The sequence below is a fragment of the Pseudoalteromonas sp. G5_S1_14_S5 genome (assembly GCF_054968605.1).
Map to the genome: position 1 here is coordinate 14,330 of NZ_JBQKUM010000015.1, position 25,073 is coordinate 39,402.

At 44.1% G+C, this 25,073-nt stretch carries 20 protein-coding genes; 6 read left to right on the forward strand and 14 right to left on the reverse strand.

What is annotated here, in order from left to right:
• Position 1: 1 nt before the first annotated feature.
• The 10 genes from ACTRWI_RS06610 to ACTRWI_RS06655 form a co-directional block, all read right to left on the reverse strand.
• A complete protein-coding gene (locus ACTRWI_RS06610) occupies positions 2 to 265 on the reverse strand; it encodes a hypothetical protein (protein ID WP_499129976.1) in 264 nt (87 codons plus the stop codon).
• 56 nt (positions 266 to 321) lie between these two features.
• Positions 322 to 1,212: a hypothetical protein gene (locus ACTRWI_RS06615; protein WP_499129977.1), complete on the reverse strand. Its 891-nt coding sequence runs from the start codon at positions 1,210 to 1,212 to the stop codon at positions 322 to 324.
• Between the two features lie 569 nt (positions 1,213 to 1,781).
• Positions 1,782 to 2,180 (reverse strand): MaoC family dehydratase, encoded by a 399-nt coding sequence (locus ACTRWI_RS06620; RefSeq protein WP_499129978.1) that lies wholly within the window; start codon positions 2,178 to 2,180, stop codon positions 1,782 to 1,784.
• Complete coding sequence (gene phaC, locus ACTRWI_RS06625) at positions 2,180 to 3,937, reverse strand: class I poly(R)-hydroxyalkanoic acid synthase (RefSeq protein WP_499129979.1); 1,758 nt, start codon at positions 3,935 to 3,937, stop codon at positions 2,180 to 2,182. Before phaC ends, ACTRWI_RS06620 begins: the two co-directional genes overlap by 1 nt.
• A gap of 80 nt (positions 3,938 to 4,017) precedes the next feature.
• On the reverse strand, positions 4,018 to 4,368 hold the full coding sequence (locus ACTRWI_RS06630; protein WP_499129981.1) for a phasin family protein: 351 nt from the start codon (positions 4,366 to 4,368) through the stop codon (positions 4,018 to 4,020).
• Positions 4,369 to 4,832: 464 nt separating this feature from the next.
• Positions 4,833 to 5,549 (reverse strand): dihydromonapterin reductase, encoded by a 717-nt coding sequence (gene folM, locus ACTRWI_RS06635; RefSeq protein ID WP_499129983.1) that lies wholly within the window; start codon positions 5,547 to 5,549, stop codon positions 4,833 to 4,835.
• Positions 5,546 to 6,184 (reverse strand): GTP cyclohydrolase I FolE, encoded by a 639-nt coding sequence (folE, locus tag ACTRWI_RS06640; RefSeq protein WP_063522228.1) that lies wholly within the window; start codon positions 6,182 to 6,184, stop codon positions 5,546 to 5,548. Before folE ends, folM begins: the two co-directional genes overlap by 4 nt.
• A gap of 11 nt (positions 6,185 to 6,195) precedes the next feature.
• Positions 6,196 to 6,573: a dihydroneopterin triphosphate 2'-epimerase gene (gene folX, locus ACTRWI_RS06645; protein ID WP_499129985.1), complete on the reverse strand. Its 378-nt coding sequence runs from the start codon at positions 6,571 to 6,573 to the stop codon at positions 6,196 to 6,198.
• A gap of 109 nt (positions 6,574 to 6,682) precedes the next feature.
• A complete protein-coding gene (gene folK / locus ACTRWI_RS06650; protein ID WP_499129987.1) occupies positions 6,683 to 7,180 on the reverse strand; it encodes a 2-amino-4-hydroxy-6-hydroxymethyldihydropteridine diphosphokinase in 498 nt (165 codons plus the stop codon).
• A 182-nt stretch (positions 7,181 to 7,362) separates the two neighbouring features.
• Positions 7,363 to 7,608: a hypothetical protein gene (locus ACTRWI_RS06655; RefSeq protein ID WP_499129988.1), complete on the reverse strand. Its 246-nt coding sequence runs from the start codon at positions 7,606 to 7,608 to the stop codon at positions 7,363 to 7,365.
• A gap of 995 nt (positions 7,609 to 8,603) precedes the next feature.
• Between ACTRWI_RS06655 and ACTRWI_RS06660 the strand changes: the two genes are divergently transcribed.
• Complete coding sequence (locus tag ACTRWI_RS06660; RefSeq protein ID WP_499129989.1) at positions 8,604 to 9,833, forward strand: DUF3103 domain-containing protein; 1,230 nt, start codon at positions 8,604 to 8,606, stop codon at positions 9,831 to 9,833.
• Positions 9,834 to 9,929: 96 nt separating this feature from the next.
• Here ACTRWI_RS06660 and ACTRWI_RS06665 read toward each other — a convergent pair whose 3' ends face one another.
• From ACTRWI_RS06665 to ACTRWI_RS06675, 3 genes are all read right to left on the reverse strand, one after another.
• Entirely contained in the window at positions 9,930 to 10,178 is a 249-nt protein-coding gene (locus ACTRWI_RS06665; RefSeq protein ID WP_499129991.1) for a Dabb family protein, read from the reverse strand.
• A gap of 430 nt (positions 10,179 to 10,608) precedes the next feature.
• Positions 10,609 to 12,081 carry a tryptophanase gene (gene tnaA, locus ACTRWI_RS06670; protein WP_499129992.1) on the reverse strand — a complete coding sequence of 491 codons (1,473 nt, stop codon included), beginning with the start codon at positions 12,079 to 12,081 and terminating at the stop codon, positions 10,609 to 10,611.
• A 738-nt stretch (positions 12,082 to 12,819) separates the two neighbouring features.
• Positions 12,820 to 13,161 carry a GTPase gene (locus ACTRWI_RS06675; protein ID WP_499129993.1) on the reverse strand — a complete coding sequence of 114 codons (342 nt, stop codon included), beginning with the start codon at positions 13,159 to 13,161 and terminating at the stop codon, positions 12,820 to 12,822.
• A 155-nt stretch (positions 13,162 to 13,316) separates the two neighbouring features.
• On the opposite strand from ACTRWI_RS06675, the gene ACTRWI_RS06680 reads away from it, so the two are divergent.
• The 5 genes from ACTRWI_RS06680 to ACTRWI_RS06700 all read left to right on the forward strand — a co-directional run bounded on the left by ACTRWI_RS06680 (position 13,317) and on the right by ACTRWI_RS06700 (position 16,304).
• Positions 13,317 to 13,811, forward strand: a complete 495-nt coding sequence (locus ACTRWI_RS06680; protein ID WP_499129994.1) for a peptide-methionine (S)-S-oxide reductase — start codon at positions 13,317 to 13,319, stop codon at positions 13,809 to 13,811.
• A gap of 249 nt (positions 13,812 to 14,060) precedes the next feature.
• Complete coding sequence (locus ACTRWI_RS06685) at positions 14,061 to 14,672, forward strand: toxin-antitoxin system YwqK family antitoxin (protein WP_499129995.1); 612 nt, start codon at positions 14,061 to 14,063, stop codon at positions 14,670 to 14,672.
• 310 nt (positions 14,673 to 14,982) lie between these two features.
• A complete protein-coding gene (locus tag ACTRWI_RS06690; protein WP_499129997.1) occupies positions 14,983 to 15,609 on the forward strand; it encodes a bifunctional 4-hydroxy-2-oxoglutarate aldolase/2-dehydro-3-deoxy-phosphogluconate aldolase in 627 nt (208 codons plus the stop codon).
• 340 nt (positions 15,610 to 15,949) lie between these two features.
• The gene (locus tag ACTRWI_RS06695) at positions 15,950 to 16,087 is read left to right on the forward strand and encodes a hypothetical protein (RefSeq protein WP_499129998.1); all 138 of its coding nucleotides are present in this window, start codon (positions 15,950 to 15,952) and stop codon (positions 16,085 to 16,087) included.
• Positions 16,056 to 16,304 carry a hypothetical protein gene (locus ACTRWI_RS06700; RefSeq protein ID WP_499130000.1) on the forward strand — a complete coding sequence of 83 codons (249 nt, stop codon included), beginning with the start codon at positions 16,056 to 16,058 and terminating at the stop codon, positions 16,302 to 16,304. Before ACTRWI_RS06695 ends, ACTRWI_RS06700 begins: the two co-directional genes overlap by 32 nt.
• A gap of 93 nt (positions 16,305 to 16,397) precedes the next feature.
• Here ACTRWI_RS06700 and ACTRWI_RS06705 read toward each other — a convergent pair whose 3' ends face one another.
• On the reverse strand, positions 16,398 to 25,022 hold the full coding sequence (locus ACTRWI_RS06705; RefSeq protein WP_499130001.1) for a T1SS-143 repeat domain-containing protein: 8,625 nt from the start codon (positions 25,020 to 25,022) through the stop codon (positions 16,398 to 16,400).
• Between the last annotated feature and the right edge of the window lie 51 nt (positions 25,023 to 25,073).

Below are 25,073 nucleotides of genomic sequence, written 5' to 3' on the forward strand. Positions count from 1 at the left end.
CTTATCTTACCTTATCTTGATCAAGCTTTTCTAAATTGGTGGGGATCCACATCGAATAAGGGAAATCGAGTGTATCAATAAGAACTAATCCCTTTGTAGTCTCTAACGCATAAGACGAAACCCACCGGTCTCCAACGTAATATACGTTATCGAACATTTGGAAAGGCTCCACATCGCCATTTTTAATTGATATTTCCTGAACATTTTTAGATGCGATTACACTGGTCGAAACCAGTAAAAATAAGCCAATAAATAGCTTTTTCATTTCCCTTCCTAGGTTGCTTACATTGCATAACTTAAGCTGCAACATAGTAATTAAATTCACTTTTCTAACAAACGACACTGATACTCTGCGACACATTTTAGCTCTGCTGCATGTTCAGGGAATCTTTCGCGAAGAAAACACAATGCATCCGCTAGGGTTATCTGATGTAAGTTGGATGTATACCCAAAAACCAATCGGTGGACATTGTCATAGAACTCATCTGAATTATCTGAGCTTTGACACTGCGCTAAGATAGCTTGATCAATCTCATCGTCTGGATCTTCCAATGGACTATTAGCCTGTCGATAGAGATTAAAAAGCATTGCGTCATAGTGCTCTTTCGACAGCTCTTCCTTGCAACGCAATATCCACGTAAGCGTAATGAGGTTGTGCCCAAAGAAACCAAACTGTTTTAAGCATGCAAGTACTACGCTCTTCAGTCCTACGACTTCACTAGTATCAATGCTTTGGTCGCCATCAGAACGGGTCGATGTGACAAATTCAGTGAAGCGGTTAAGGAATGCTGGAATTTGAGACGGCTCTAACTCACGGTAAACACGATGTAACGCCAATAAGATAGTCACATTGTGGGATAGGTATTCGCTTGTTCGAGAAGCCTGCGAAACGTAATGCGCGAAAATGTCTTGAAAACCCCGATTCTCATACCACTGCATTAAAGCAGCATACGCAGCTGGGTATACTCCACTTTTCAATATCCTATGAACACGAAAATCTGAGAACTTGGGTGCTTGCACTGTTACAGAATACTCGCCTAAAACTTCAATCTCAGTTTGGTTTATTAGCTTACTCGTTTTAAGCCAGACGTTCTCTGATTTCGTGAAATACCCATTTAGATAATTCGCAGACATATAAGCTTTTAGAGAATGAGGTTGATGGATGCTGGCACTGCTATAAAGTGCCTTTTCTAATAGCTGGTCACTTGTCATGTTTCCTCCATGAGACTGACATTCGGTGAGAGAATCATCAAGAGTGCTCCATACCAAACGTCCAAATACACATCATATGCTATATCGTAATCTACGGAAAAATACCATGCATTACGATTCAACCAAAAGAAATTTATATCGGCGACTTAATTCGTCAGCTTACCTGAGAGCAAATCGATTTTTACTTCATACGAGCAAATAGCCGATTAGAGGTCGTATTCAGGGGCTTCAGTTAACAGCGACTCGATACCGGTTCTAGCTGTGATCCAGAAATTAATCACTCGCTGCTATGCTCTTCCGTAAAAGGAGTCAGCTTTTCAATTAGAAAATGTTGCTTATTTTGAGCTTCTGCCATGCCAATTTGCACTCCAAGTTTTGCAAGCTCAGGCGACTGTTGAATAATTTTGAAAATCAGATCTTTATATTTTTGACAATAGCGTTTTAGCGCAAAGCACTAAAACGCACATTAGGATTGAATTATATATTGAAGAAACCTGATAGCACATCCGCTGCTAGCGTTATTGCCTTCAGTTTGTAGTAAATATTGGCTATCGTTTATGGCTTTGTGGTTAAACAGAGTACATCACTGTCGCTTCACCATCGACCGCGACTTCACCATTGGCGTTCAATACTTGGGTAGATATCACAGCGATAGGTTTGTCTTCACGCACACTGGTCACTTCCACCTTGGCTATGACAGTTTCGCCAACAAAAATAGGGCGAAGAAACTTCAAAGATTGCCCCAAGTAAATGCTGCCTGCCCCCGGCACTTTAGAAGCCAACAAGCCAGAAATAAGGCTCGATGCCAACATACCATGCACGATTGGACGCTCAAATTGCGTGGTTTTAGCGAAATCTTCATCTAAATGGATTGGGTTATAGTCTTCCGAGACGCTGGCAAAAGCTACCACCACTTGCTTATCTAACGTCTTTTCTATGGTGGCAGTCTGGCCGATTTCTGGCTTCATTATGCGGACTCCTTTTCCATTTCATTTTCTTGCGCGATGACATCTTGAATACGCTGCTTCACGTATTCACCTGGCGCATCCAGTTCCCCTTCTAGCTCGCGAGCTTCAGTCATTTCGGAGAAATTGCGCTCATCAACCCAGTCTTGCCAATGCGACCACCACGAGCCATGGTGCTTGTCGGCACTGGCAAGCCACTGAGACGGTGCATGAACGTTATCATCATTGGTCCAAAAACCATATTTATTGGAATCGGCATGGTTCATCGGCCCTGCAATATGACCGCTCTCAGTAAGTACAAATTTATTGTCTCCACCTAGCAGTTTTGTGCCTTCAAAGTTACCGTCCCATAGCGCGATATGATCATCAATAGCAGAGAGGAAATAAGCTGGCGACTTTACTTTACCTAAATCAATCGCCACACCATCGATCACCAATTTACCTTTAGCTAGTCGATTCTCAAGATAGCACTGACGTAGTAACTGGTTATGGGTCGCAGCAGTCACGTTGGTGTTGTCACAGTTCCAATAAAGGAGATCGAATGCCATTGGGCTCTCCCCTTTCAAATAATTGGAAATGTAGTAATTCCAATACAGGCTGTTCTCACGAAGTAAGCTGAATGACACGGCCATTTGGCGGCCATCCATATAACCACGTTGGTTGTTTTGCGCTTCAATACTGCTGATAATCGGATCATTGATGAAGACCCCTAACTCACCTGGCTTTTTAAAGTCGAGGATTGTCGTCAGCAGAGTGACCGATTTAATTCTCTGTTTACGACGTTTGCCAGAAAGGTAAGCCATGGCTGTGACTAAGGTGGTACCGCCGATGCAGTAACCAATACCGTTAACTTCTCGCTCGCCAGTCGCATTTTCAATGGCATCAAGTGCAGGCAGCACGCCTTGAGTCACGTAGTTACCAAAATCGACCTCTCGCATTTGAGCATTAGGGTTCACCCAAGAGATCATAAATACTGTGTGGCCTTGGCTGACCAACCACTTCACGTAGGAGGTCTCTGGATTGACATCCATAATGTAATATTTGTTCACGAACGGCGGTACGATCAGCGTCGGACGTTTATAGACTTGCTCTGTGGTCGGCTTGTATTGAATCAGCTCGAACATCTCGTTTTGAAAGACGATTTTTCCGGGTGTTGAAGCAATATTCTCACCCAAAGTAAACTGGTTTTTGTCCGTCATTCGAATATTGAGTATGTCGGCACTTTGCTCTAAGTCCTGACGGAACTGCTTCATCCCTTGAATTAGGTTTTCACCCTTGCTCTCCATGGTCAGCTTGAGTATCTCTGGGTTGGTCGAAACGAAGTTACTTGGCGACATCGCATTCAGATACTGCCGAGTGAAAAATGAAAGTCGAGCTTTGCTCTCATCATCCAGTCCATTTTCGTTCTCAACTGATTGTTGAATGTTGTCACAAGCAAGTTTGTAGCTCTCTTTGATGTAACGATACAGTGGTGTTTCATTCCATGAAGGGTCACGAAAACGGCGATCCGTTTCTTTGGTTTGCTCCTGAGTGCCAAGGATACAATCGTTGAGTAGAGTAACTTGCTGCGCCCACCAATTCATCTGCTGCTCAACCATGTTGGTTGGGTTCTGAGTCATTGAGCCAACCCACTTAGTAAAATCTTCCGATTGGGTTTTCATCAATGTTGATTGTGTTGGCTGCCCTAGATTGTCCATCCAGGCTTGTCCGTATTGGGACATGAGGTTCATCATACCTTCAAAGGGCGATTTGTTTTCCATTCTGACATCCTTGTTAGAAGTGATGTTGATAGATGGCGATGCTAGACATTACGCTCCGCCATCAACCGACAAACAATAAACTAAGCACTTTTCACGGTCTTTACCGCAGAGGCAGTAAGCTCGTCAGCGGCAGATTTAAAATCTTGACTAAGTTGGGTCAGCTTTTGACTATCTTCCATGAGTTGTTGTGAGATCTTACTCGCCACTTCCATCTGTTTTGAACCATAAGCTGGAAGATCTTGTGGCTGTTTTAACGAGGCTAGGCTCTGCAAAGACTCATTACCTAGCGCGCTGTAAGCTTGTAGGCTATCAAGCTGAATCTTGGTCAGTGTCTCTATATTCTTAGTCACTAGCTGATTGAAGTTGTAAAACGGGTTTGTTACAGACTCTAGCTGCGATGTGAAAGCCTTAAATGTTTCCTGAGTAGACATAATTTCATTCCTTGTACTGAGCAGATCGAAGAAGTAAATGTGCGCTGCCAATACGAATTTGGTTTAGTATTTTTGCGCAACAGTTAACATATTGATCAAGTTCAAAGTGAAAGTCATCCCGTAAAATGCCCGAAAAATCGTTCCATAAACGGTCTAGTTTAAACATTTGTTTGAATTTTCTGCTCGGATGCTCATCCCCCCCTGATTAGGTAAGTGGGTTCGCAGCGAGATCAATATGATCTGCGTTTAATACAGTTCACTCGATTCAGGAGATGAATTGACAGAAATGTGAAGCTCATCAACTTGTTGCGTAATGTTAAATGAGTTTTTTAGGACAGAACAAACCAAATTGGCTGCTGAAAATGGACACTCAGGCTGGACTTTATAATCAGAGCGAGAGAGTCCATATTCAGAATGAAATGGGCTTTTCACCCAAGGAAGAGCTCAATGTTATCGACACGAATTCACTTTAGATGCCTGCCGCCATCAAGGTGCAATGTTCTTCCTGTCATGTAACGACTGGCCAATACGTACTTAATGCCATCAACCACTTCTTCAAAACCCGCTTCGGCCGGAATCAAAGCCTTTTGCAAAGCTTTAGCCCTATACGCCTCGTCGTCATGCTCATTAAATTTGATCATGGCTGGAGAGACAGTATTTACTTTCACTTTGGGAGCCAGCATCGCCGAAAATGAAAGCGTTAAGTTATTAAGCGCAGCTTTGCTTGCCGCGTAAGCGATATGTTTTTTACTGCCTTTTTCTGCAACATAGTCACTGATGTGGATGATATCGGCCGTTTGCTCGCCAGACATCAGTAGGTCTTTGAGTGACAAGTTGATGAGGTATGGTACGCCGACGTGAACTGCCATCATCTGATTCATAATTTCTGAGGCGTTCTCACTTGGGTCTTTCTTATTTTCCGGTTTCCAGTCAGAGGCATTATGAACGATGGCTCGAAGTGCTCTGTACTCTTGCCCTACATAATGCAGAAAGTCTTCTACACTGCTTTGCTGGTAAAAGTCGACGTACTGTAGATCAGCCCCCTTATCACGCAGCTGTTGCAACTGAGGGTATTCGCTGCGAAAGGTACCAATCACTTGATACCGATCAGCCAGAAGTTGCTGAGCCAGTGCGAACCCTAAGCGCTTCCCTACTCCAGTTATCAGAATAGTCTCACTCATCGTAAAAACTCAGCTCTAGTTTGAGGGTTAGTTTTGAAAATACCACCCAGCGCCGTTGTAGTCGTTTCAGAGTTGGCATCCATAACGCCTCGAGACTTAACGCAGTAATGTGTCGCTTTAATGGTCACCGCTACATTTTCTGTTTCAACGAGAGTCTGTATGGCAATCAAAATCTGCTGGGTTAAGCGTTCTTGAACTTGAGGTCGTTGTGCGAAGAATCGGACGATTCTATTTATTTTCGACAGACCAAGTATCTTCGATTCTGGGATGTAGGCCACTTGCGCTAAACCGTCGATGGTGATGAAGTGATGCTCGCACGTGGAAGTTAAATCGATGTCCGACACCTTTACCATTTCGTCGACCGACATCTTATTCTCTATAACGCTCATTTTAGGAAAGTTGTTGTAATCAAGACCGGAGAATATCTCGTGTACATACATCTTTGCGATGCGGTGCGGCGTTTCTGCAAGACTGTCATCCGTTAGATCCAAACCCAACGTACTGACAACTTCAGTGAGTAGTCCCTTAATGCGATTGTATTTCTGGTTGCTGTTCATTTCACTCGCGGTCATCGGGGTTTCAAGCCCTCTCGCCAGAAGAGCTGCTCTTACTTGTTTTGCTTCTGTGCTCAACATTGGAACTCTCCTTAGAAGTTATTATTTTGGTCTGCTTCATAGCTCAGCGTGAGCGAAACGGAGTCGGCAAAACGCAGTGCATGAGGTTTGTCGATTCTCACTTGAGCGTACCGAACCCATGAATGATCAATGCAAATTCCAAGTACGTCGCTGGTTAGCTTTTCTAAAAGCAGGAATCTTCCAGATTCGACATGATGGATGATCTTCTTGCAGATGTTTTTGTAGTTGAGGGCATTGTCGACGTCATCAGAGAGGCAAAGATTGTTAGCTGGATAATGAATCTCTGCGTTTATAACAATGTCTTGCTGCTTGGTTTTCTCTTCTTCATTGAAGCCGATGAAGGTTCGCAGTCTGAGATTTGTGATAGTAATAATCGCGTTGTGGTTCATAACAGTTTCCATTCCGTACAAAGTGTTATCAGTTACGTGCTTGTTTCAAGAAAAGATCAAATAAAGCTCTGATATTAAGAATCTGCGGTTTTTGACAGCTCTAACATCATTAGGTGAGAGTGAGCTTGAAAGGGATTGAATTGGTTTTCTGACTCGACTGATCAAAGTTATTCCAAAGTTGTTGGTACGAGGTGTTTAGGACGGGATGATGAGCATTCGCGGCAAGATCGACTAATGGCCGAAGCACAAAGGCATACTCTGTGATTTCACCTCTGGGTAACTCCACCCCATCGATAATGCCCACTTGATCACCGTAAAGAAGAATGTCGATATCCATGGTTCGCGCTGCATACTCTTTAGTCTCACGTTGGCGACCGTTATCGAGTTCGATTTGATGAAGAACTTTAGATAATTCTGCTATAGGAAGGTCGCATTCAAAACCTACAACGAGATTGAGGAAATTGTCTCCTTCAAAACCGACTGGCTCACAATCGTAAAACTGAGAAACCTGAAGTGGAGCAAAGCGATGGATCAGCGCTTTGAGAGATTCTGTGATGTGATGTTCGCGATTAATGTTGCTTCCGATGCTGACATAAACGATGGCCATAGTATTTCTTCCTTTTTAAGCAGCTTATACGTCTTACTCGTTATAAAGATCAGCTATATGTCCTTTTAATGTCAGGTAGATATTTAAATAGGTTTTATCGAAGGTTTGCCGACATACTTTACCGCAATAGCATCGTCGCCCGTTTGAGGGCGACGACACGCCAAGCAACAAGTGTTAACCACTTAGTTGCTTGACTGATGCCCAGTCTCCTTGGCTAGCTTTTGCATAGCCTCGGCGAACGTTGTTGTTCCACCTTTCGCCTTAACTTGCACAACCTTGTGACCAATGTTTTCTAGCGCTTGGCGCTCTGCCAATACTGCTTGGTCATCTTGTTGGCTACCTTGAGCTGGCTGATGAATGTAACACCCTTCTAGTTGACCATCTTCGACCAATTGGTGGTGTTTCAGTGCTTGGATATCAAAATTCATAAGTCAGTCTTTTCATTTAAATTGGAAGTCTATGTGGCAAAGCCACCAGCATTGCTCATGTTGTCATTTGTACCATAAGGTACTTTATACATGAAGATGCGAGTCGAATGACCAAAACGCTTACTCATACAACTAGGCGTTGTCTTTTATTTTAGAACTCAAGGTTAAAACTTCGCTGGTAAACAACTCTCTTAGCCATTGATTGACGATGTCATCATTACGATTGCTATGTTAATAAACACTGAGTGAAGGTTGGTGTATTCAAAAGGAAGTTCTAGAAGCTTAATTTTATCTTTACAGAAGTCGGCACTACCGTGAAGTTCATGATAGCAGTATAACCGCGCCCTTGGTTTAATACTTCAAACAATTAACTTCGTTCCACCGGAATAACCTTGACATTAACAGTGGATCAGTAAGTTTAAGTGCCTGATCAAAGTAATAGATTTGCTCAGCTAAAATCCCTTTAGGACTATCGTTTTTATGTAGGAAGTGTTTGACGCGAGGAAGACGCCGTGACGTTGTTCAGTGAGGAGTAAATTGCTCTTAAAAATAATGTAATGCGCAGAACATCGCGCTAGTGATTAAAGGAATCGAATTATACCAAAAGATATCTCTTCCGAAATACGGTCGAGACTATATTAGATATAGCAAAATCCGATATCGCTTTTAGGCAATAATAATTGCCTTTATACATAATATACACCCACAAAGTTACTATATAAGCAAACGAGTAGGCTTTCTTTTTCTTTGCTTATCTAAAGCGAACCCCACAGCAATAGTTAATAATGTTGTAATTCAGCTATTGATTGGTTTATGAAAACATAAATATCAAGCCTATATTTAATAAATTCTATAAGAATCAATAAAAATTAGATCTTGCGCTAGAAATTAAAAAAAATCAGTGACTAAGTTTTGAACATATTCACCTTGTTGATAGGTTAATCCTTGTAGGGCAAATGCTCTATTAGTGATAAAAATTAAAATAAGGATTATTTATGAGACCATCTTTTTCGATCAGTATGGTGCTTGCAACGACAGTAGTTGGCTTCCAGTCTTATGCAAACAATATCGACACAACTCACTCTATTACTGACCCTCTTGCTGTTGCAAAGAATGTCGCTGCGCAAAAGCAATCATTGGCGTTGCAAATAAGTTCTCGCTATGACGATCTTGAGTCTTCTTTGAAAGCACAAATTACTGAAAAAAGCCTATCGGCTCCTTTAGACGAACTTAATTCGGCTCAATCCTACTCCGCCTTTTCAAGCAAAATGCACAAAGCCGATCTCAGCTACCGCAAGATGAAAGGGATCAACGACTTCAGTGACTCTGTCTTAGAAATTAGGATGGCTGATGAAGCCATGGTGGAATCTTGGAAAAATGGTGAAAGCCCGCTGTTTGCTTACGAACCATCGGGGGATGATTCTAATTGGCAATACATCGAAGCTTACGATGTGTATGGGCAAGTTCATGAGTTAGATGTGTACCAAATGCCCGATGTCCCGGTGTTTGTGATTGATAGCAACGGTGCAGAAGAGCTTAAGGCAGGGTTAATGGCCATGCAAGCTGAAATGCAAAAACAAGGCACAGATACGCTACTTAAATCTGACAGCAGTGAGAGCACTAGCAGCCAGAAAAAAGAACCTCAAAAACAGACACTATTTAGCGGTGCCGCACGTTCTTTGGCTGAATCAGAACCTGAAGAGTTAAACACGACTCAGTTAACCAAGATTCGTTTAGCCATCGATAGAGAACCTTGGATCTCAGGAAAAGCAGAGATCTACGCTATCGTTACTGGCGTAGATTCAAGCCGTATAGCTCCACAAATCGACTTAATTGAAATGCCTTACTTGGACTACGACAAACAGACGTACTATCCAAGCCAAAGTATCATCTTCTGGCCACGTTACCGCTGGGGTGCTGCAGATATGATCTTGATGGAACATGATGACGGGACCAACTACAAAGAGTTAGCCAAACTACTGGTGCAAGCCGCTGAACAGATCTTGAAAATGATTCCAGACCCAGAAGTGCAGGGTTATGCCATCATCCCTCAAATTACCAGTAAGATCATCGAGCTTATCCCAAATTCTTTGTTGGTGAATGACGATGACTTCGTGGATGTGTACTACACCTTAATGCAAAACACTCCTTATGTTGACCGTCCTGGAGCAGGTGGTAATGCTGTAGCTTCTTTCACACCTGTCACGATATTGCCAACAGAATAACAAGTAATTTTCGCCACATGGAATTTTGACTAAAAATAAAGCGCACTGGCCAATACCTGTGCGCTTTCTATATCACTCATTTTGATAGTTTGAAATTCAGCCGAGGCGGCTACTAGACTCTTGGTTGCTATTGCTATAGAGAGTAATCAAACACGATGATGTCATCCAATAGTGGGCGAAATACCTCTTCAAGGCATCGTGCTCTGGATGCGGTAGATAATTTTGTGGCCCAGCTTCATCAGCAAACGTCATTAAGACAGAATGACTGTTACCTTGGTTCTTGTTCTCAGGACTGTCATTTAGCCCCCACTCTACTGAAGTTACACCTTGAACCTTACTTAGCATTGCTTCAAACAGCGCCGCACGCGGACTATTCGTTTGTAAGGTGGGGAAGTAACGCCAGAAGCCAACTCATTGACGGCGAAGAGGCGATAGCGGTGCACTACTTTGATGAAACCTTACAGCAGTCGATTTCTCAAATGGAATTCGGAAAGGAAAAGTGGTGTTCTTTTTAAGAGAGAACCACCCTGAAAACTTAAAGATAGATGTGAGCTATGTGATGAGCTGCCGCCGTTCTCAAAAAGACGCACCGTTGAATCAGTGGTTATTTCAAATACTGAAGGCAACCCTGAAGAATAAGCAAACCTAGACCGAATCAAACCACCTCAGGTGACCAATAGCAGTTGTCTCAACTCCAGAACTTCACACCAAAAAGAAAAGGCTCCAAAGGAGCCTTTAATTATGGTTCTGATGACTATTCGCTTATTTTATTATTTTAAAATGCTTCTTCGAGAGTTGTTTCACTCTTTTTTTCAGCTGGGTTCTCAAGGGTTTCAACCTCTTTCAAACGTGCAGTGAAGTGCCTTAGTACAGGTGGTTCGTAAACAAAATCGAGCCCTTTCACTTTGCTCGCGTTCTCTTTTACTTTTTCGAACGCTTCAATAATGAAGTCCATATGCGTTTGAGTGTAAGTCGCACGTGGAATGGTTAGGCGCAATAGCTCAGCAGGACATGGGTGCTGCTCACCTGTTGCAGGATCTCGCCCTTGCAGCAATGAACCAATCTCAACGGCTCGGATTCCCGCGACTTTGTATAGTTCACAAGCTAAAGCATGGGCTGGGAACTGACCCGCCGGAATATGTGGGAGTAACTTACCAGCATCAACAAACGCAGCATGACCACCCGCTTGTTGGCACACAACACCAATCGCTTCCAAGCCATCAACCAGGTATTGTACCTGACCGATGCGGTACTCCAACCAATCTTGGCGCATTCCGTCGTATAGCCCAACCGCAAGACGCTCCATGGCACCGCCCTCTAAGCCGCCATAAGTCGGGAAGCCCTCTTGAACGACACACAAGGTGCGACACTCTGTGTACACATCCATGAAGGAGCTATCTTTAAAGCACAACAAACCGCCCATTTGCACCATCGCATCTTTCTTAGCGGACATGGCTAAGCCGTCTGCATATTTGTAGGACTCACGAGTAATTTGCTCGATCGTCCAATCTTGATAACCCAGTTCACGCTGCTGAATAAAGTAAGCATTTTCAGCGTAGCGAGCCGAATCCATGATGACGGGGATATCGTACTTCTGCGCGATTTCGTACACAGCTTTGAGGTTAGCGATAGAAACAGGCTGTCCACCAGCCGAGTTACAGGTAATGGTACTCACAATGTAAGGAACATTGGCAGCCCCCGCTTCTATGATCGCCTCTTCCAATTTGACGATATCGAAGTTGCCTTTGAAGTCGGTATTCACTGAGGTATCAAACGCTTCTTTGGTGTAAACGTTCTTCGCAACGCAGCAATTCACTTGCGTATGGCCCTGTGTTGTATCGAAAAAGTAATTCGACAAAGCAACCATTTTGCTGCGGTCTAGCCCCTTTTCCATCTCACGCTTTTTGATCAGCACCGGAATGTAGATCTGCTCTGCGCCACGTCCTTGATGAGTCGGAATAGTTAGTTCATAGCCGAAGATATCTTTCACCGCATTCGACAGTGCGTAGTAACTACGACTGCCACTGTACGCTTCATCGCCCATTAGCATCGCCGCTTGCATACGTTGAGTAATTGAACCCGTGCCGCTGTCAGTCAACAAGTCAATAAACACATCATCGCTATCGAGTAGAAATGGGTTCATACCCGCTTCGACGATGGCTTGCTCACGATATGCGTAGGTCGTTCTTTTTACCGGTTCTACAACGCGAATACGAAACGGTTCAGGTAGATGTTTGAAGTTTTCCATAATAGTACCTTTCAACGAACTCAGTATTCCCTAATGAAGAAATATTAAAAGAAGACCCTAAGTTCATTATTTTTAGATGTCACATTTCATCACTACTCATTTATTTATCTAACAATCACATTCGTGATAATTACGATAAAAACTAATAGCGAGAAATAAATGATTGAATCAATAAGATATTGATTATGATCCTATTAATAACGACCAAGATATAAATAAAGATCAGCAAGAAATACAGTTAACGAACTGATTATTCCATTGCTTATCGAATATCTTAAAGACACAATTAACAGGATTGGCAAAGCACAAAGGCTCTACTGGGCGTGTGACGCCAAGAGTGCACTACTCTGAAGAAAGGTGGAACGAGAGCTGATGATCTAAGGTGTACCAAGCTAACAGGGTTAGCCATGTTGTTGATTGCCATTTCAGATACATGTTCACAATATATCCCTACGTTGAAACCAAAGTGATCCGAAATTTAACTATAGTGCAATTATTTTATAAATAAAGACGATTCAATCATAAATGTGATCAACATTTAGAATCACAGCGCTGTTCTTTATAACCCTATATCACATTTAAATAACAGCGAATTAATAAACTATTACACTAGTTCATTAATTTAATGATAACTTCAGGATTAAAGGCTCAGAAATATAAAATAATTTGTTTTATCGCCATCTCAGCCAGCTTAGGCGTCGCGGCTTTCAATTCACCCAGAGCAACTTTCTTACCCGCTTAACCAATTTCTTTTAGGTCTTCATCGGGGTCATAATCCGCTTCACCTAAACCACGAGTATCAAGAAAGCGTATCACAGGTTTGTCTTGAGGAAACGCATAAGACATTGCTGTCATGGTACATGGTGCAAATCCGTTGCCGACTTCCACCGAGGAATCTCCCGTGACAGCTTGAATAAACGATGATTTACCTGCACCCGTTTTTCCGAGCAGCCACAAGGTTGGCAAATGTTTTCGTTGATATTCGTGTGCCAGAGTCAGGTCAGGATTCTTGCTCGGGTTGGTGACAAGTTGCGATAACCTATATAATCTCGATATCGCATTCAACTTACATTTGTTCATCTACGACGATTTGTAATGCTTAGGCGTTTGTTTTTACGAGCTTATTTTAGTAAATGCGCGTCAATCGCGTATTGATATAGGCTCCAATCTACTGTTACGTTTTAAGCGATGAATCAAAACCATCGAACAAAAACTCAGAGAGCTTAAAAAGAAGTATGGAACAAATTTATTTAGCGGGTGGTTGCTTGTGGGGCGTACAGGAGTTCATCAAGTATGTTCCCGGCGTGATAAGCACAGAAGCAGGTCGTGCTAATGGACGTTCTCAAATAAAGGATAAACAAAGCAAACCAAGCGAATACGATGGCTACGCAGAGTGTGTACAAATTGAATTTGACCCAAACCTCACCTCAGTGTCGGCGCTAGTGGGTCACCTTTTTGAGATCATTGACCCTTACAGCATCAACAAACAAGGTGTTGATGTAGGCGAAAAGTATCGCACTGGCGTGTACAGCATCGAAGCCAAACACTTAGGTGAAGCGGAGCGCTATATCGCATCACGTGAAGACGCCGAGCGCATCGCTGTAGAGGTGTTGCCATTGACCCATTATGTTGCCAGCGACGATATCCACCAGCATCATTTGAGTCACTTCCCAGAAGATCATCACTTATGCCACATCCCTTGGGATCTTCTTCATAAATACAAATCATAGTGCAAAACTCAATCTTAAGGCCTGTCTTAATCCACCATCTGTCCGGAACCTCTTCGTAACTCAGTAGGTGAACGGAATCAATTCCAGACGAGCCCCTACGTCAAAATTCACTTCAAAAAGTTCCGTTCACGTTGCCTTCAATAATGAAAACTTGAAACCCAGTATTAGATACTGACAGTAGTTACGAGAAGTGAAATGCTGTTAACACATTGGTTACACTTTCCTCCCGTCCAATAAAAAGGTGTCATTATGAAGAAATACATCCCAATATTGATTGCTCTTAGTACGATGTCCTCAATGAGTTACGCAGCGACTCCACGTGAAGATGCTGTAGACTATTTACAGATGCGTAAAGGCGTGGCTTATCAAGTAAACCACTCAAAACCCTTTACCGGTCAATTTGAAGAAAAGTTCGATAACGGTCAGATCGCTACTCAAGCTCAGTTTTCCGATGGTCTGGAGCTTGGCTTAGAAACCAATTGGTATCCAAATGGACAGATCGCTTCCAAAGTGAATTACGTCAAAGGTCAATTGCAAGGTAAAGCAGAGACTTGGTATCCAAATGGGCAGAAAAAAGCAGAGCTAAACTACAAAGACAACGAACTTTCGGGCGTCGCAACTCGATGGTATCCAAATGGCGAAAAGAGCCTCACTGCAGAGTACAGTGAAGGGCTAAAAGATGGCTTGGTGACCGACTACTACACGAATGGCAATAAAGCGACAGAAGCAAAATTCGATGGTGGCGAAATAGCTAACGGCAAATTGACCCGCTGGAACCTCAACGGGGATAAAGTAGAAGAAGTGACCTTTAAAGATCACCTGGTCACGTCTAAACAAGTTTGGATGCCTACACAAAGCTAACTCCTGTCATTGTTAAGAGGATATAACAACGCTCACTGCGTTAGCGTATACAACTTAACCTGAAACCAACGAGCATTCGTTTGATAACTTTTGAATGCTCGTATTGCCTTCCTATTTCATACTTTCACGTTTTGTCTGCTCACACCAAATATCAGAACTTCGCTAAAAATATAAAACGTGACTTACCATACAAGACAGCGCACTCTCCTAGAAGCCGTACCTGACCTACTCTTATAATTAAGTACTTTATTTAATAATCAGGGGTTTGCTTAGTCTGAAGCAAACCCACCGCTATAGTGGGAACTAATTTATGACAACCTTGAATGAACAGTTAGCAAACCTGAAAGTAATCCCTGTAATCGCCATCAACCGTGCTGAAGATGCCATCCCCTTAGGCAAGGCACTAGTTGAAAACGGAATGCCATGTGCGGAGATCACGCTAAGAACAGAATGTGCTATCGAAGCGATTTCTATCATGCGTAAATCGTATCCGGACATGTTGATCGGTGCGGGTACTGTACTGACTACAGAGCAAGTAGACGCATCTATTAATGCGGGTGTTGATTTCATCGTTAGCCCAGGCTTCAACCCTCGAACCGTGCAATACTGTATCGACAAAGGTGTTGCGATCGTGCCAGGAGTGAACAATCCAAGCCTTGTTGAACAAGCAATGGAAATGGGTCTTCGCACGCTAAAATTTTTCCCGGCTGAGCCCTCAGGTGGCACAGCAATGCTCAAAGCCTTAACGGCCGTGTATCCGGTTAAGTTCATGCCTACTGGCGGTGTCAGCTTGAAAAATGTAGACGCGTACCTTTCTATTCCTTCAGTATTAGCATGTGGCGGTACTTGGATGGTGCCAACGAACCTTATCGACGAAGGTAAGTGGGACGAGCTTGGTAAACTAGTGCGGGATGCTGTGGACCACGTTAATGCTTAGTCGGTTTTGGCCTTTATGTTAAGCCCTTCTGTTGTAGGGCTTTTTATTTAAATTTTTAAATCAGTTCTAAACGGGCAAAACAACACATTTACGGATGACTCATCACAAAAAACTCACTTAAGTCTAATCCTATTTCTACCATTTTTAATGGTTTGATCTTTCTCTAAGATTGTTTCTGTTTCTTTGATTGCTACTACAAACATAACTGATAATTACAATGACAAAAACATCACTATTGCTTGATTCTATGGCACTTAAATTGTCCGGTTCAGCATAAGCTGACCAACTCGAAGACATTCAAAAATCAGGTACGCTTCATGTTGGTACTACGGGCGACTACATGCCGTTTTCTTACTTCGATGGTAAAAACTACTCAGGCTATGACATCGACGTCGCACAGCACATCGCAGTACGCAAGCTTAACACGCTACGAGAACAATTTAGATGTGGCGGAAGCCGTTGCGAAAGGCAAAGTTGATGTGATGGTAACCGAAACCCTGGAATGCCTATCCTACCAAGTGACCGACGAGCGCCTTGAAGCTGCTCGCTGTGAAACAACGTTTACCGACAGCCAGTTCGATTATCCGATTTCTAAAGGTGAGCAACGTTTGTTGAACACTGTGAATTTCATTATGGATGAGATGAAACTGAAAGACATTGAAGAAGAGTTCCTAGTTCACAACTCTCTTAAATAGTCTTCTAGTCTTCTAGATAAAAAATAGGGCAGCATTGCTGGCCTGTTTCATTATTTTAATCCGCTCTCACTATCGAACTTTAAGAGCGAAAAACTACCCATGAGTAATCACATTCTGCTGCAGGAGTGCATCCAGGATATCTGAAGGCATGGTGCCGCTTAACGTCAACTGAGGCGCGAGGCCTTCAACCAAAATCACTTGCTCTGTTGTACCCAAGCCATCAGGGTTAATAGTTAACTCAACATCATTCCCTTCTAACTTGGCATCAACATGCTGAAGCAGTGTCGCCATATTCACATTCGCGTCTTTCAGTTCAGGTAATACCTCACGTAGGTCAATCTGGTCACCCTCGGCTAAGTTGAAGTCAGTGATCGTATCTTCGACACCATCCTCAATGTTCAGCCAAACAAACGAGTCCATACCATCACCACCGGTCAAGATATCCGAACCACCGCCGCCAATGAGCGTATCGTTGCCATCACCGCCGATAAGGGTGTCATCACCTGCTCCGCCTTCAAGACGGTCATTACCTGAGCCCGCAGTTAGATCTGTTGCATTAGCCCCAGCCAGTAACTGCACATCATCGGTCTCACTAGCCAAATTTATATCGACCGCATTCGACACAATGTTCACATTTAGGTCTATTGCCGAAGATGTGGCTGTATCGTTGTTATCTAGCTCTTCAGAAACCGCCTCAACTTTAAGCGTGTAGCTACCAGGTGTTTGAGAAAGCCCAACCATCTGCAAACTTTCAATTGCATCAGCGGTCGCCATCCATACTCCACCACCGAGGTCCGTTACGGAGCCAACGTCACTGGTGATTTGAGCGCCCGCAGGCACATCACTGATGTGCAACGTTAGCTCTTCTGTAACGTCTGTTAGAGCTGCGATAACGCCAACCAAAGGAACACCACTATTGCTCACCGACTGGCTCGCAGTGATATTTCTTACGTAGTTAGACGCCGGATCAATCGTTAGGCTTGGCGCGTTCGCTACTGGAGTCACCGCAATGTTATAAACAACAGGTGCAGTTTCAATGACGATACCAGAAGGATTACCGCTGTCTTTGGCGGTGACCTCTAAGCCAATGTTGTTGGTTGGAGCCAAGCTTGTATCAAGGTAAACACCACTCGGGCTGGTCGGTGTGTCAATCAAGTTATTCAGATCGCTCAGCGTCCCTACTAACGTCACCGAACCACTATGATCACCATTAACGGTCACACTAGTACCAGCAGGTAGTGATACTGAAAGCGTTCCGTAATCAACGGTCAGCGTTACTGTCATCAAGTCATTAGCAAAGCTATCGACATAATCAGGGTCACTGACATTAATACCACTAAGCAGTTGTCCTGCATCTTCATCAACCAGCGTAGTGACACTGTCACCATTAACAACAGGAGTATCGTTCATACCTTGCACCACGGCAGTAATTTCAGCGGTATCTGTTAGGAAGTCATCCACGCCATTGGTTGTGCCATCATCGATAATGGAGTAATTGAATTTAACATCGCCGTTAAAATCGTTGTCAGCGACAAATAGCCAGAATGGACCGGTAATCTCTGCGTTATCAGCGCCACCAGCATTTTCAAAACGCGTTAACTGCCCTTGTCCTTGAGTCAGGGTGACACCTGTTACCGTGAGGTTGTGGTTTTCAGGGTCAGAACTTACTGTAATTAAATCGCCTTCAACAATGACTATCTGACCATCCTCAGCTATCGAGCCTAAATCAACGTCTGTCGCGATAGGCGCGTCGTTTAATTCCGTCACCTTAATCGTGAAAGTCGTCTTATTAGTCTGTGCAGTGTTCGGATCAGCTGGAACGATAAGACCATTGTTACCGCCGTCATCGAGCGTTGCGTTGATTGTCACCAACCCATTCTGGTTGAGGTAGTTCTGGTCAGGTTCCGGCTTGAAGGTCACCGCACCATTAGCCAACGCCGTATTGATATCAGCTTCTTTACCCGTGATGACCAGTGAACCGTCAGGTTGCAAGGCAAACGTCACATCTGGAGAGCTTGTAAACTCAAAGACGCCCTTTACTCCTGGCTGTGTTTGGTCAATCTCCAACGTCACCGTATACGGTGCATCTGGGTTTTCAAAGCTTGCGTCTACGTCGTAGATACTGAAATTATTAATCGCCACACCAGCTGAATCTTCTTGCGTTTCAATATTGGTAACGTTGACGAACGTTGGTTGATCGTTGATAGGATCAATCACTAAATCAACATCGAAGCTGGTTGGAGTACCCAGGTATTCGGTGTTGTCAGCATCAGTGTCCACAGAGCGAACCGAGATTTGCAATGGACCTGTAATACCCAACGCATTAGCTGTATCGCTATTGTGTTGACCAGAGTTGAATACGATCTTATCAAGCAACTGAGCAGGCACATCCAGCGTCCAAATCTGTGTCACCGGATCGTAGCTCGCCAAAGTCGTGCCGTCTGGATAGTAGATAGAGGCATCTTGAGGTACCCCAGCCACCTCAACACGAAGTGTCTCTGGCGCATTTTCGGTATACGTGCCGCTGCCTGTTGCAGATAGCTCTTTATCCAAAATAGTCGCGTTGATTTCGATATCAATGTTTTGGCCTTCATTGCCAGTAACAGAATCGGTTGGGTTGGTATCAACATCATCACCCACCGGCACCACATGCAGCTTAAAGCTTGGTAGGTTCGAAGCTGCAGTAGGCACGCCTAACAAGGATTCTTGAGTAAAGACAGCAACGCCCAATTCAGCCGTACCACTGAAGTTTTTAGGCGGTAGGATCGAAATCTCACTCAAATCAAATGACAACCCTGATGCTTGAGGAAGTTGAACACTCCACTCTCCACCACCATTGTTCTTCACTATATATGCAGAACCCGGATCTGCACTCATTAAGAAGCCATCAGGTACACCAGTGAACTTAATCGAAACGAACTGCTCTGAGCCGTCCAGATCAGTGATCGCAATGGAGACAGGGCCTGTTCCCGATAGAGAAATAGCTTGATCTTCATTGCCCGTGATCTCAATGACATCAGGATCACTACCCGGCCCTGTTACAAGCACATCATCAACCACAGGGACAACTTCAAAGTTAACACTGATGTTGAACGTATCAGTATCAGTTTCCATACCAACTGAAGACGAGGCGTCATTGTGAGCAGCGGTATCGGTTATCGTACCGCTGACATTAACTTGTACTTGGTTAATGTCGTTACCTGTTGGGGAATTTGGAGCAGGACGGAACAATACATTGTCCAGAGCACCGGCATTAATTTCCGCTTCATTGAAGGTCACGGACGTGCCAAGCGATACACCCGCGCTTGTGTAAAACGCACCGACACTTGTGTCATCCAAAGTCAGCGTAATAGACGTGAATTTTTCGTCACCACCCTCAACCCCACTGACTTGGTCAGTAATGTTTGTGCTGAAATCAAGCTGAATGTAAGTATCTTCGTAACCCACCGGGTCTTGTCCCGGTTGACCATCAGTATCGACAGGATTAAATGAATCATCGAGCGAACCAACAATCGTAACATCAATGTCTGGATTACCTTCAACGTCAGGAGCAACTTTAATAACGACATCGGTCACCAAGGTTTTCTCATCACCAGACAGTGTATCTTTGGTTACTATTGTGATTGGCAATCTGAAATCACCTGAGTAGTCCGCAGGTAGGTTAAGTAGCAAGCCTGAAAAATCCGTTGGAACGCCCTGATCGACGGTTGTTTCAAATACATACTTCCCGTTTACGAAGTCAACATCACTGCCTCCTTCTAAACTGATTGGGAAAGTTACTCCTGGAGGGATGGTCACAGAGTCATCAATAATGATAGTCACTTGGTCTGTTGAAGCGTCTTCACCAGAGAAGGTGATCAGACTATTTAGTGCAGTTCCCAAGTCTAACTGTGTATCCTCTACAGCATCGACAACGCTATCTGGTATCATCGTAATATCTGCAGCCACCTCGTTCCCGCCAACAAGCACTTCTGGGAATGACAAATTCACTTCACCTTCCCTTTGAACCACAACTGATGACTCAGTTTCAGCGCCATCACCTCGATCAATCACGGTACTATAGATGGTCATCTTGATGTCATTGAAAACGCCTGGAAGGCCAGAAACTGGCGGAAACGCCAGGCCGTTTGGTGCACTAATACTAAACAGGTCTTCATTGGTTACCACCCAACGACCATTGCCTTGATAAGCGACACCCATTACAAGTAACTGATTGAGGACAGCATCTGATAACGCCGAGTCGTCCACATTAGTCAGTTGAATAACTAGCTGGTCAACCTCTTCGATAGCAGACGAAGCATCAGTTTCTTGGTATCGAATAACAAACTCATCCGTAACCGATGTGTTATCACTGTTGGTTGTGAATTTAAGAACACCAGTTAGAGCATCCGCGACCACTGTACTCAAGTCCGTAAGACCCGAGACTTCATCGACCACCAGTTTGTTGCTCGCATCTTCAGGCTCAACCACTGGTCGCACACGAACCTCAATCGAACCCGTGATTGTTGCTGTCGCAATATGTTGAACAGGGTTAGTTGCATCAACATATTCGTGATCGCGCTCTTCAATCATGACAACCGTATTAAGCGTAAAGTCGGTACTCGAATCTTGTTCCGGTGTGATCTGAATAAAATTATTGTTCAGTGCTATCTGAGTGAACGCTTCTGGAGTCTGCCCAGTCTTAGGTGTAATGGTTAGCGTTCCGGCCACGGCATCGTAGTTCCAAATCACATCACCGTTTACAACCACACTTGCAACACCACTTGGAATACTACTGATGACGATTGAAGTGAAGTGCTCATCACCGTCAATGTAATCAGTGCCCTCTGGGTGCCAATCAATGTTGATCGCCGTATCTTCGTCCCCACGAGTTACCGTGTTGTAGGTTGCTGAGGTATCAATCCTAGGCTCAACTAATACGCGAATTTCCTGATCAAAAGAAAGCGTATGGCCATCATTCTCAGTCACGACCAATTTACCTTGGATGTGGATGTTCTCCGTCGACGAATCAACAGGTCTAATACGGATACCTGAAGTTTTCCCCGCTTCAGTGATGTTCGCTTCGTAGATAGGTTTAGATAGATCAGGTCTCCCACCCGGTCCCGTTTCGTAACCAACAAAGTTCAAGTCAATCGCGGTACCATCGCCATCTTCTAGAATAACGCCGTCAGGGATACCTGAAAGAATAACCGTTATCGACTCTGAGCCATCGTCCGGTGATGGTGTAGTGCCGCTATCTGGTCTTCTCTCGCCCGACAATACAGTGAAATCGAACTCAGCAAAGCTATCGCCATTTTGACTCTCTTGAATTGTGGTTTGAACACCTGATGTTGTACCATCGGTGATCGCAGTCCAAGCCGTACCGTTTGTAGCGCTATAAGGAATATCGGCAACACCTTTAACCTCAACGTTTACCGTTTTAGTTCCTAAGATTTCTTCATCGACCTGAGGCCCTGAAGACAGGTTAGCGGTATCTTTGACAACACCGGTAACCTCAAACTTGAAATCAATATTGCTATGTTTAGCCGGAACGATCTCTACATTGGCTAAATCGGAATACGCGACTTCCTGATAATCGACACCGTTGATTGTGATTGTAGGAACTGGAGTAGTGGTTCCGAGGAAATAAAGCACCGCACCTTCGGTTATATTGCTGATGCGAACAAACAACTCTTCGGAGCCATCAGTGTCCACCGAGGCATTCATGGTGATCACTTCATCCAAGGTGAAGGCATCTTTGTTCTCCAGAGGACCTAGGTATTCTGGATCATCAATATTGTCTTCATTAATACGAATCCGGTTAACGCTGAACCAGCCAGGGTCCGCATCGGCTGTCACATCAATGATAATATTTTGCTCTACAGAGCGAGCGGTTGTCTTATCCTTTGCCCCTCCGTTGGCTGCGTCATCGTATGGATTGAGCGTCTCTTCGGTAATTGCGGTTGCTTTGAACTCAATTTGCCCAGAAAAGTTATCCATTGGATTAACCACGGTGCTATTGATATCTGCGGCAGCAATCGTGTAGACACCATTGACCGGCGTTAACACATTGCCATTTTGATCCAACAGCTCAAAATTCCCATCCCCCTGAATCGCTTCAAGCTCATAGGTAATCGTCTCAGTATTACTGTTATCTTGCGACTCTGCATTCAGCTGAAGCGTCAAATTGTCTTCATCCTCATTCAGTTGATATAGATACGTACTATTCACATCATCCCAAGTGGCAATATCCGCTACCGCTTCAATCTCAATTCTAAAGTTTGAATTTACTTTATGGTCAAGCGTACCGTTGTTATGAATTTCGAGCTCGTAGTTGATTAGCACACCATTGTCATTTGAACCGTAGTTTTGGTCTGGAACAAAGAACAAGTTATCGATTGTCGCGATGATGTCTAATGGTTGGTTCGTACTTGGAGCAAAGCTCTGCTGCATTTGAGGCGGACCAAACAAGAAATCACCGTTTGGTTCAGCGACTAACTTGTGATACTCCACGCCATCAAAGTAATAGAACGTCCCTCTGTGATTACCACTTTGAATCGTCAGTTGCCCGATAGTCTCGTTGTTATCTTGGTCCTTTAAGTTAACCTGCAGCGCAATTTGTGCTGGTGCATCAGGTAAACCGCTTTGATTATCTTGAATATTCTCTAGGCTTGGAGCATCACTCGTTGCGAAAGCTATTGTCGAATCTCTACCCGCATCCTCAAAGGTAGTCACCTTGAGCAATACTGCTGATGACTCTTCATCGGTGATCGTGATGTTCAAAGGCGTTGATGACATATCCAAATCACCGTCTGTCGCAATCACGTTGATCGAGAAGTCGATGGTGTCTCCATCAAGATAATTGGTCGCTCTAAACTCCACCTCACCATTGGAATTTATGCGCAGTCTACCAAGCTCACGAGTATCTATACCGCCACTACCGTCATCGGTTTGTTCATACACTCGTACCTGCTGGACACCACTGTTTAAATCAAAGCTACTGCTGTATGACCCATTGTTTCCTGTTCGGAACACGATGTCGGCGCCATTGCTGGTAATGCCCTCTATGCGAGTCAGCGCTGCATCATCCGCACCCACATCCGTCGCATTGGCAAACATGTTAACTTTGGAGTTGCCATAACCTTGACCCTCAACTCGCGTGATCGATTGAGTGGTCACCAATGGAACATCATCAGTTACCGTAATAGTCAGGTCGATCGCGTTCGATTTGTCTTGGTCAAAATCTTCAGCTACGACAGAGAAATCAAGCTCTATGGTGTTTTCATTCGCGCCATCAGGGTGCTTAAGTGGTTTAAACAGCTCAAATTGATAGCTGTTGTTTGAGGTATCAAAAATGATTTCAAACACAGGCTGATTGCTGGTTACCGTCTGTGCAACATAAGTGAAGGTTGTACCGCTTTGTGAAACAGGCAGCCACTCTAGACTTTCTCCATCAGAAGTTAAGCCTGCAATCACTAAGTTTTCATCAACCAATTCGTACTTAACAACACCATCAGCACCCTCATCAACGGTGAATAGTCCGTTAATAATGGTATCTTCGGATTGATCCGAACCAATCCCAGCAAGATCATCTTCACCAACCACCGTCTCACCTGTTGGCGCACTCATCACTGGCACATCATCGAGCACTTCGATCGGCAATACATACTGATTAGAGTCATCACCGTCACCATCAACTGCAACGACATCAAATGGAATCGTTAAGGTATTGGAATTCGGGCTTGTTGGATGGTTTAGAGGACCTAGCAACGTAAATGTATAAGAGCCGTCATTCGCTAGTGCGAGCGTGAAGATAGGAGTTCCGCTTGTCGTCGTACCTTGATAGGTCGTTGTATTCGCAGCCCCTGTGACTTCTGTAATAGAAATCGCTTCGGTTCCAGAGGTCAATGTAGCTTCAAGCGCAGATATATTACGCAGTTCGTAAACCTCTACTTGGTCAGCACCTTCTGTGGTAACAAATGCGCCTGTTGCTTGAGAAACCACAGATCCAAGATCATCTTCATCAACCACAAATGTGCTAGTCACTGTCGTGTCAGTAATGACAGGCACATCATCGGTGATCTTAACAGTCAAAAGTTTCATCACAGAATCTGTATTGTCTTGGTCGACCGCGATCACTGGCAGAGTAAATACTTGATCGTTGTTGCCTTGCACAGGCAGGTGATCGAGCTCTTCCAACAAAGTGAATGTGTATTCGCCTAGCACCAGACTACTAAAAGTGATGGTAAAGATATCAGTTTGAACACCTCCACTTTCAACGAAGCCAACATAGGTTCCGCTGTTGGCTGGATCTTCTTTGAGCTGAACCACTGAGCCATCCGATTTCAAAACCCCCGAAGTATTGAACTGAGCAGGGTCAATTCTGAAATGACTAACATCATCACTACCTTCGGTATAGGTAATCACTTGAGTCATCGATACTGGATTGCCCGTTGGCGCAGAACCATCAGCCAGATCGACTTCAGAAAGACTCACGCTAGGGATGACTTTGATGATTGGTAGATTACCATCGGTAATGGTTAGTGTTACTGTCGAAGTCACCACATCACTATCAGAGTCACTTGAACTGACCACTATCGACTTAACAATATCCCCGCCCGAGTGATTAAGATCGCGGTTTGGTTCAAAGCGCACATCGCCTTGAAGCGTGATATAGAGCGAGCCTTCAGCAACGACAAACTTTTGCTCACCCGTATCACTCTGGTCAAGCGTAAACACTGTGCCAGTGTCGTAATTGATTTGGGTAATCGTCGTGCCATCAGCCCCTTT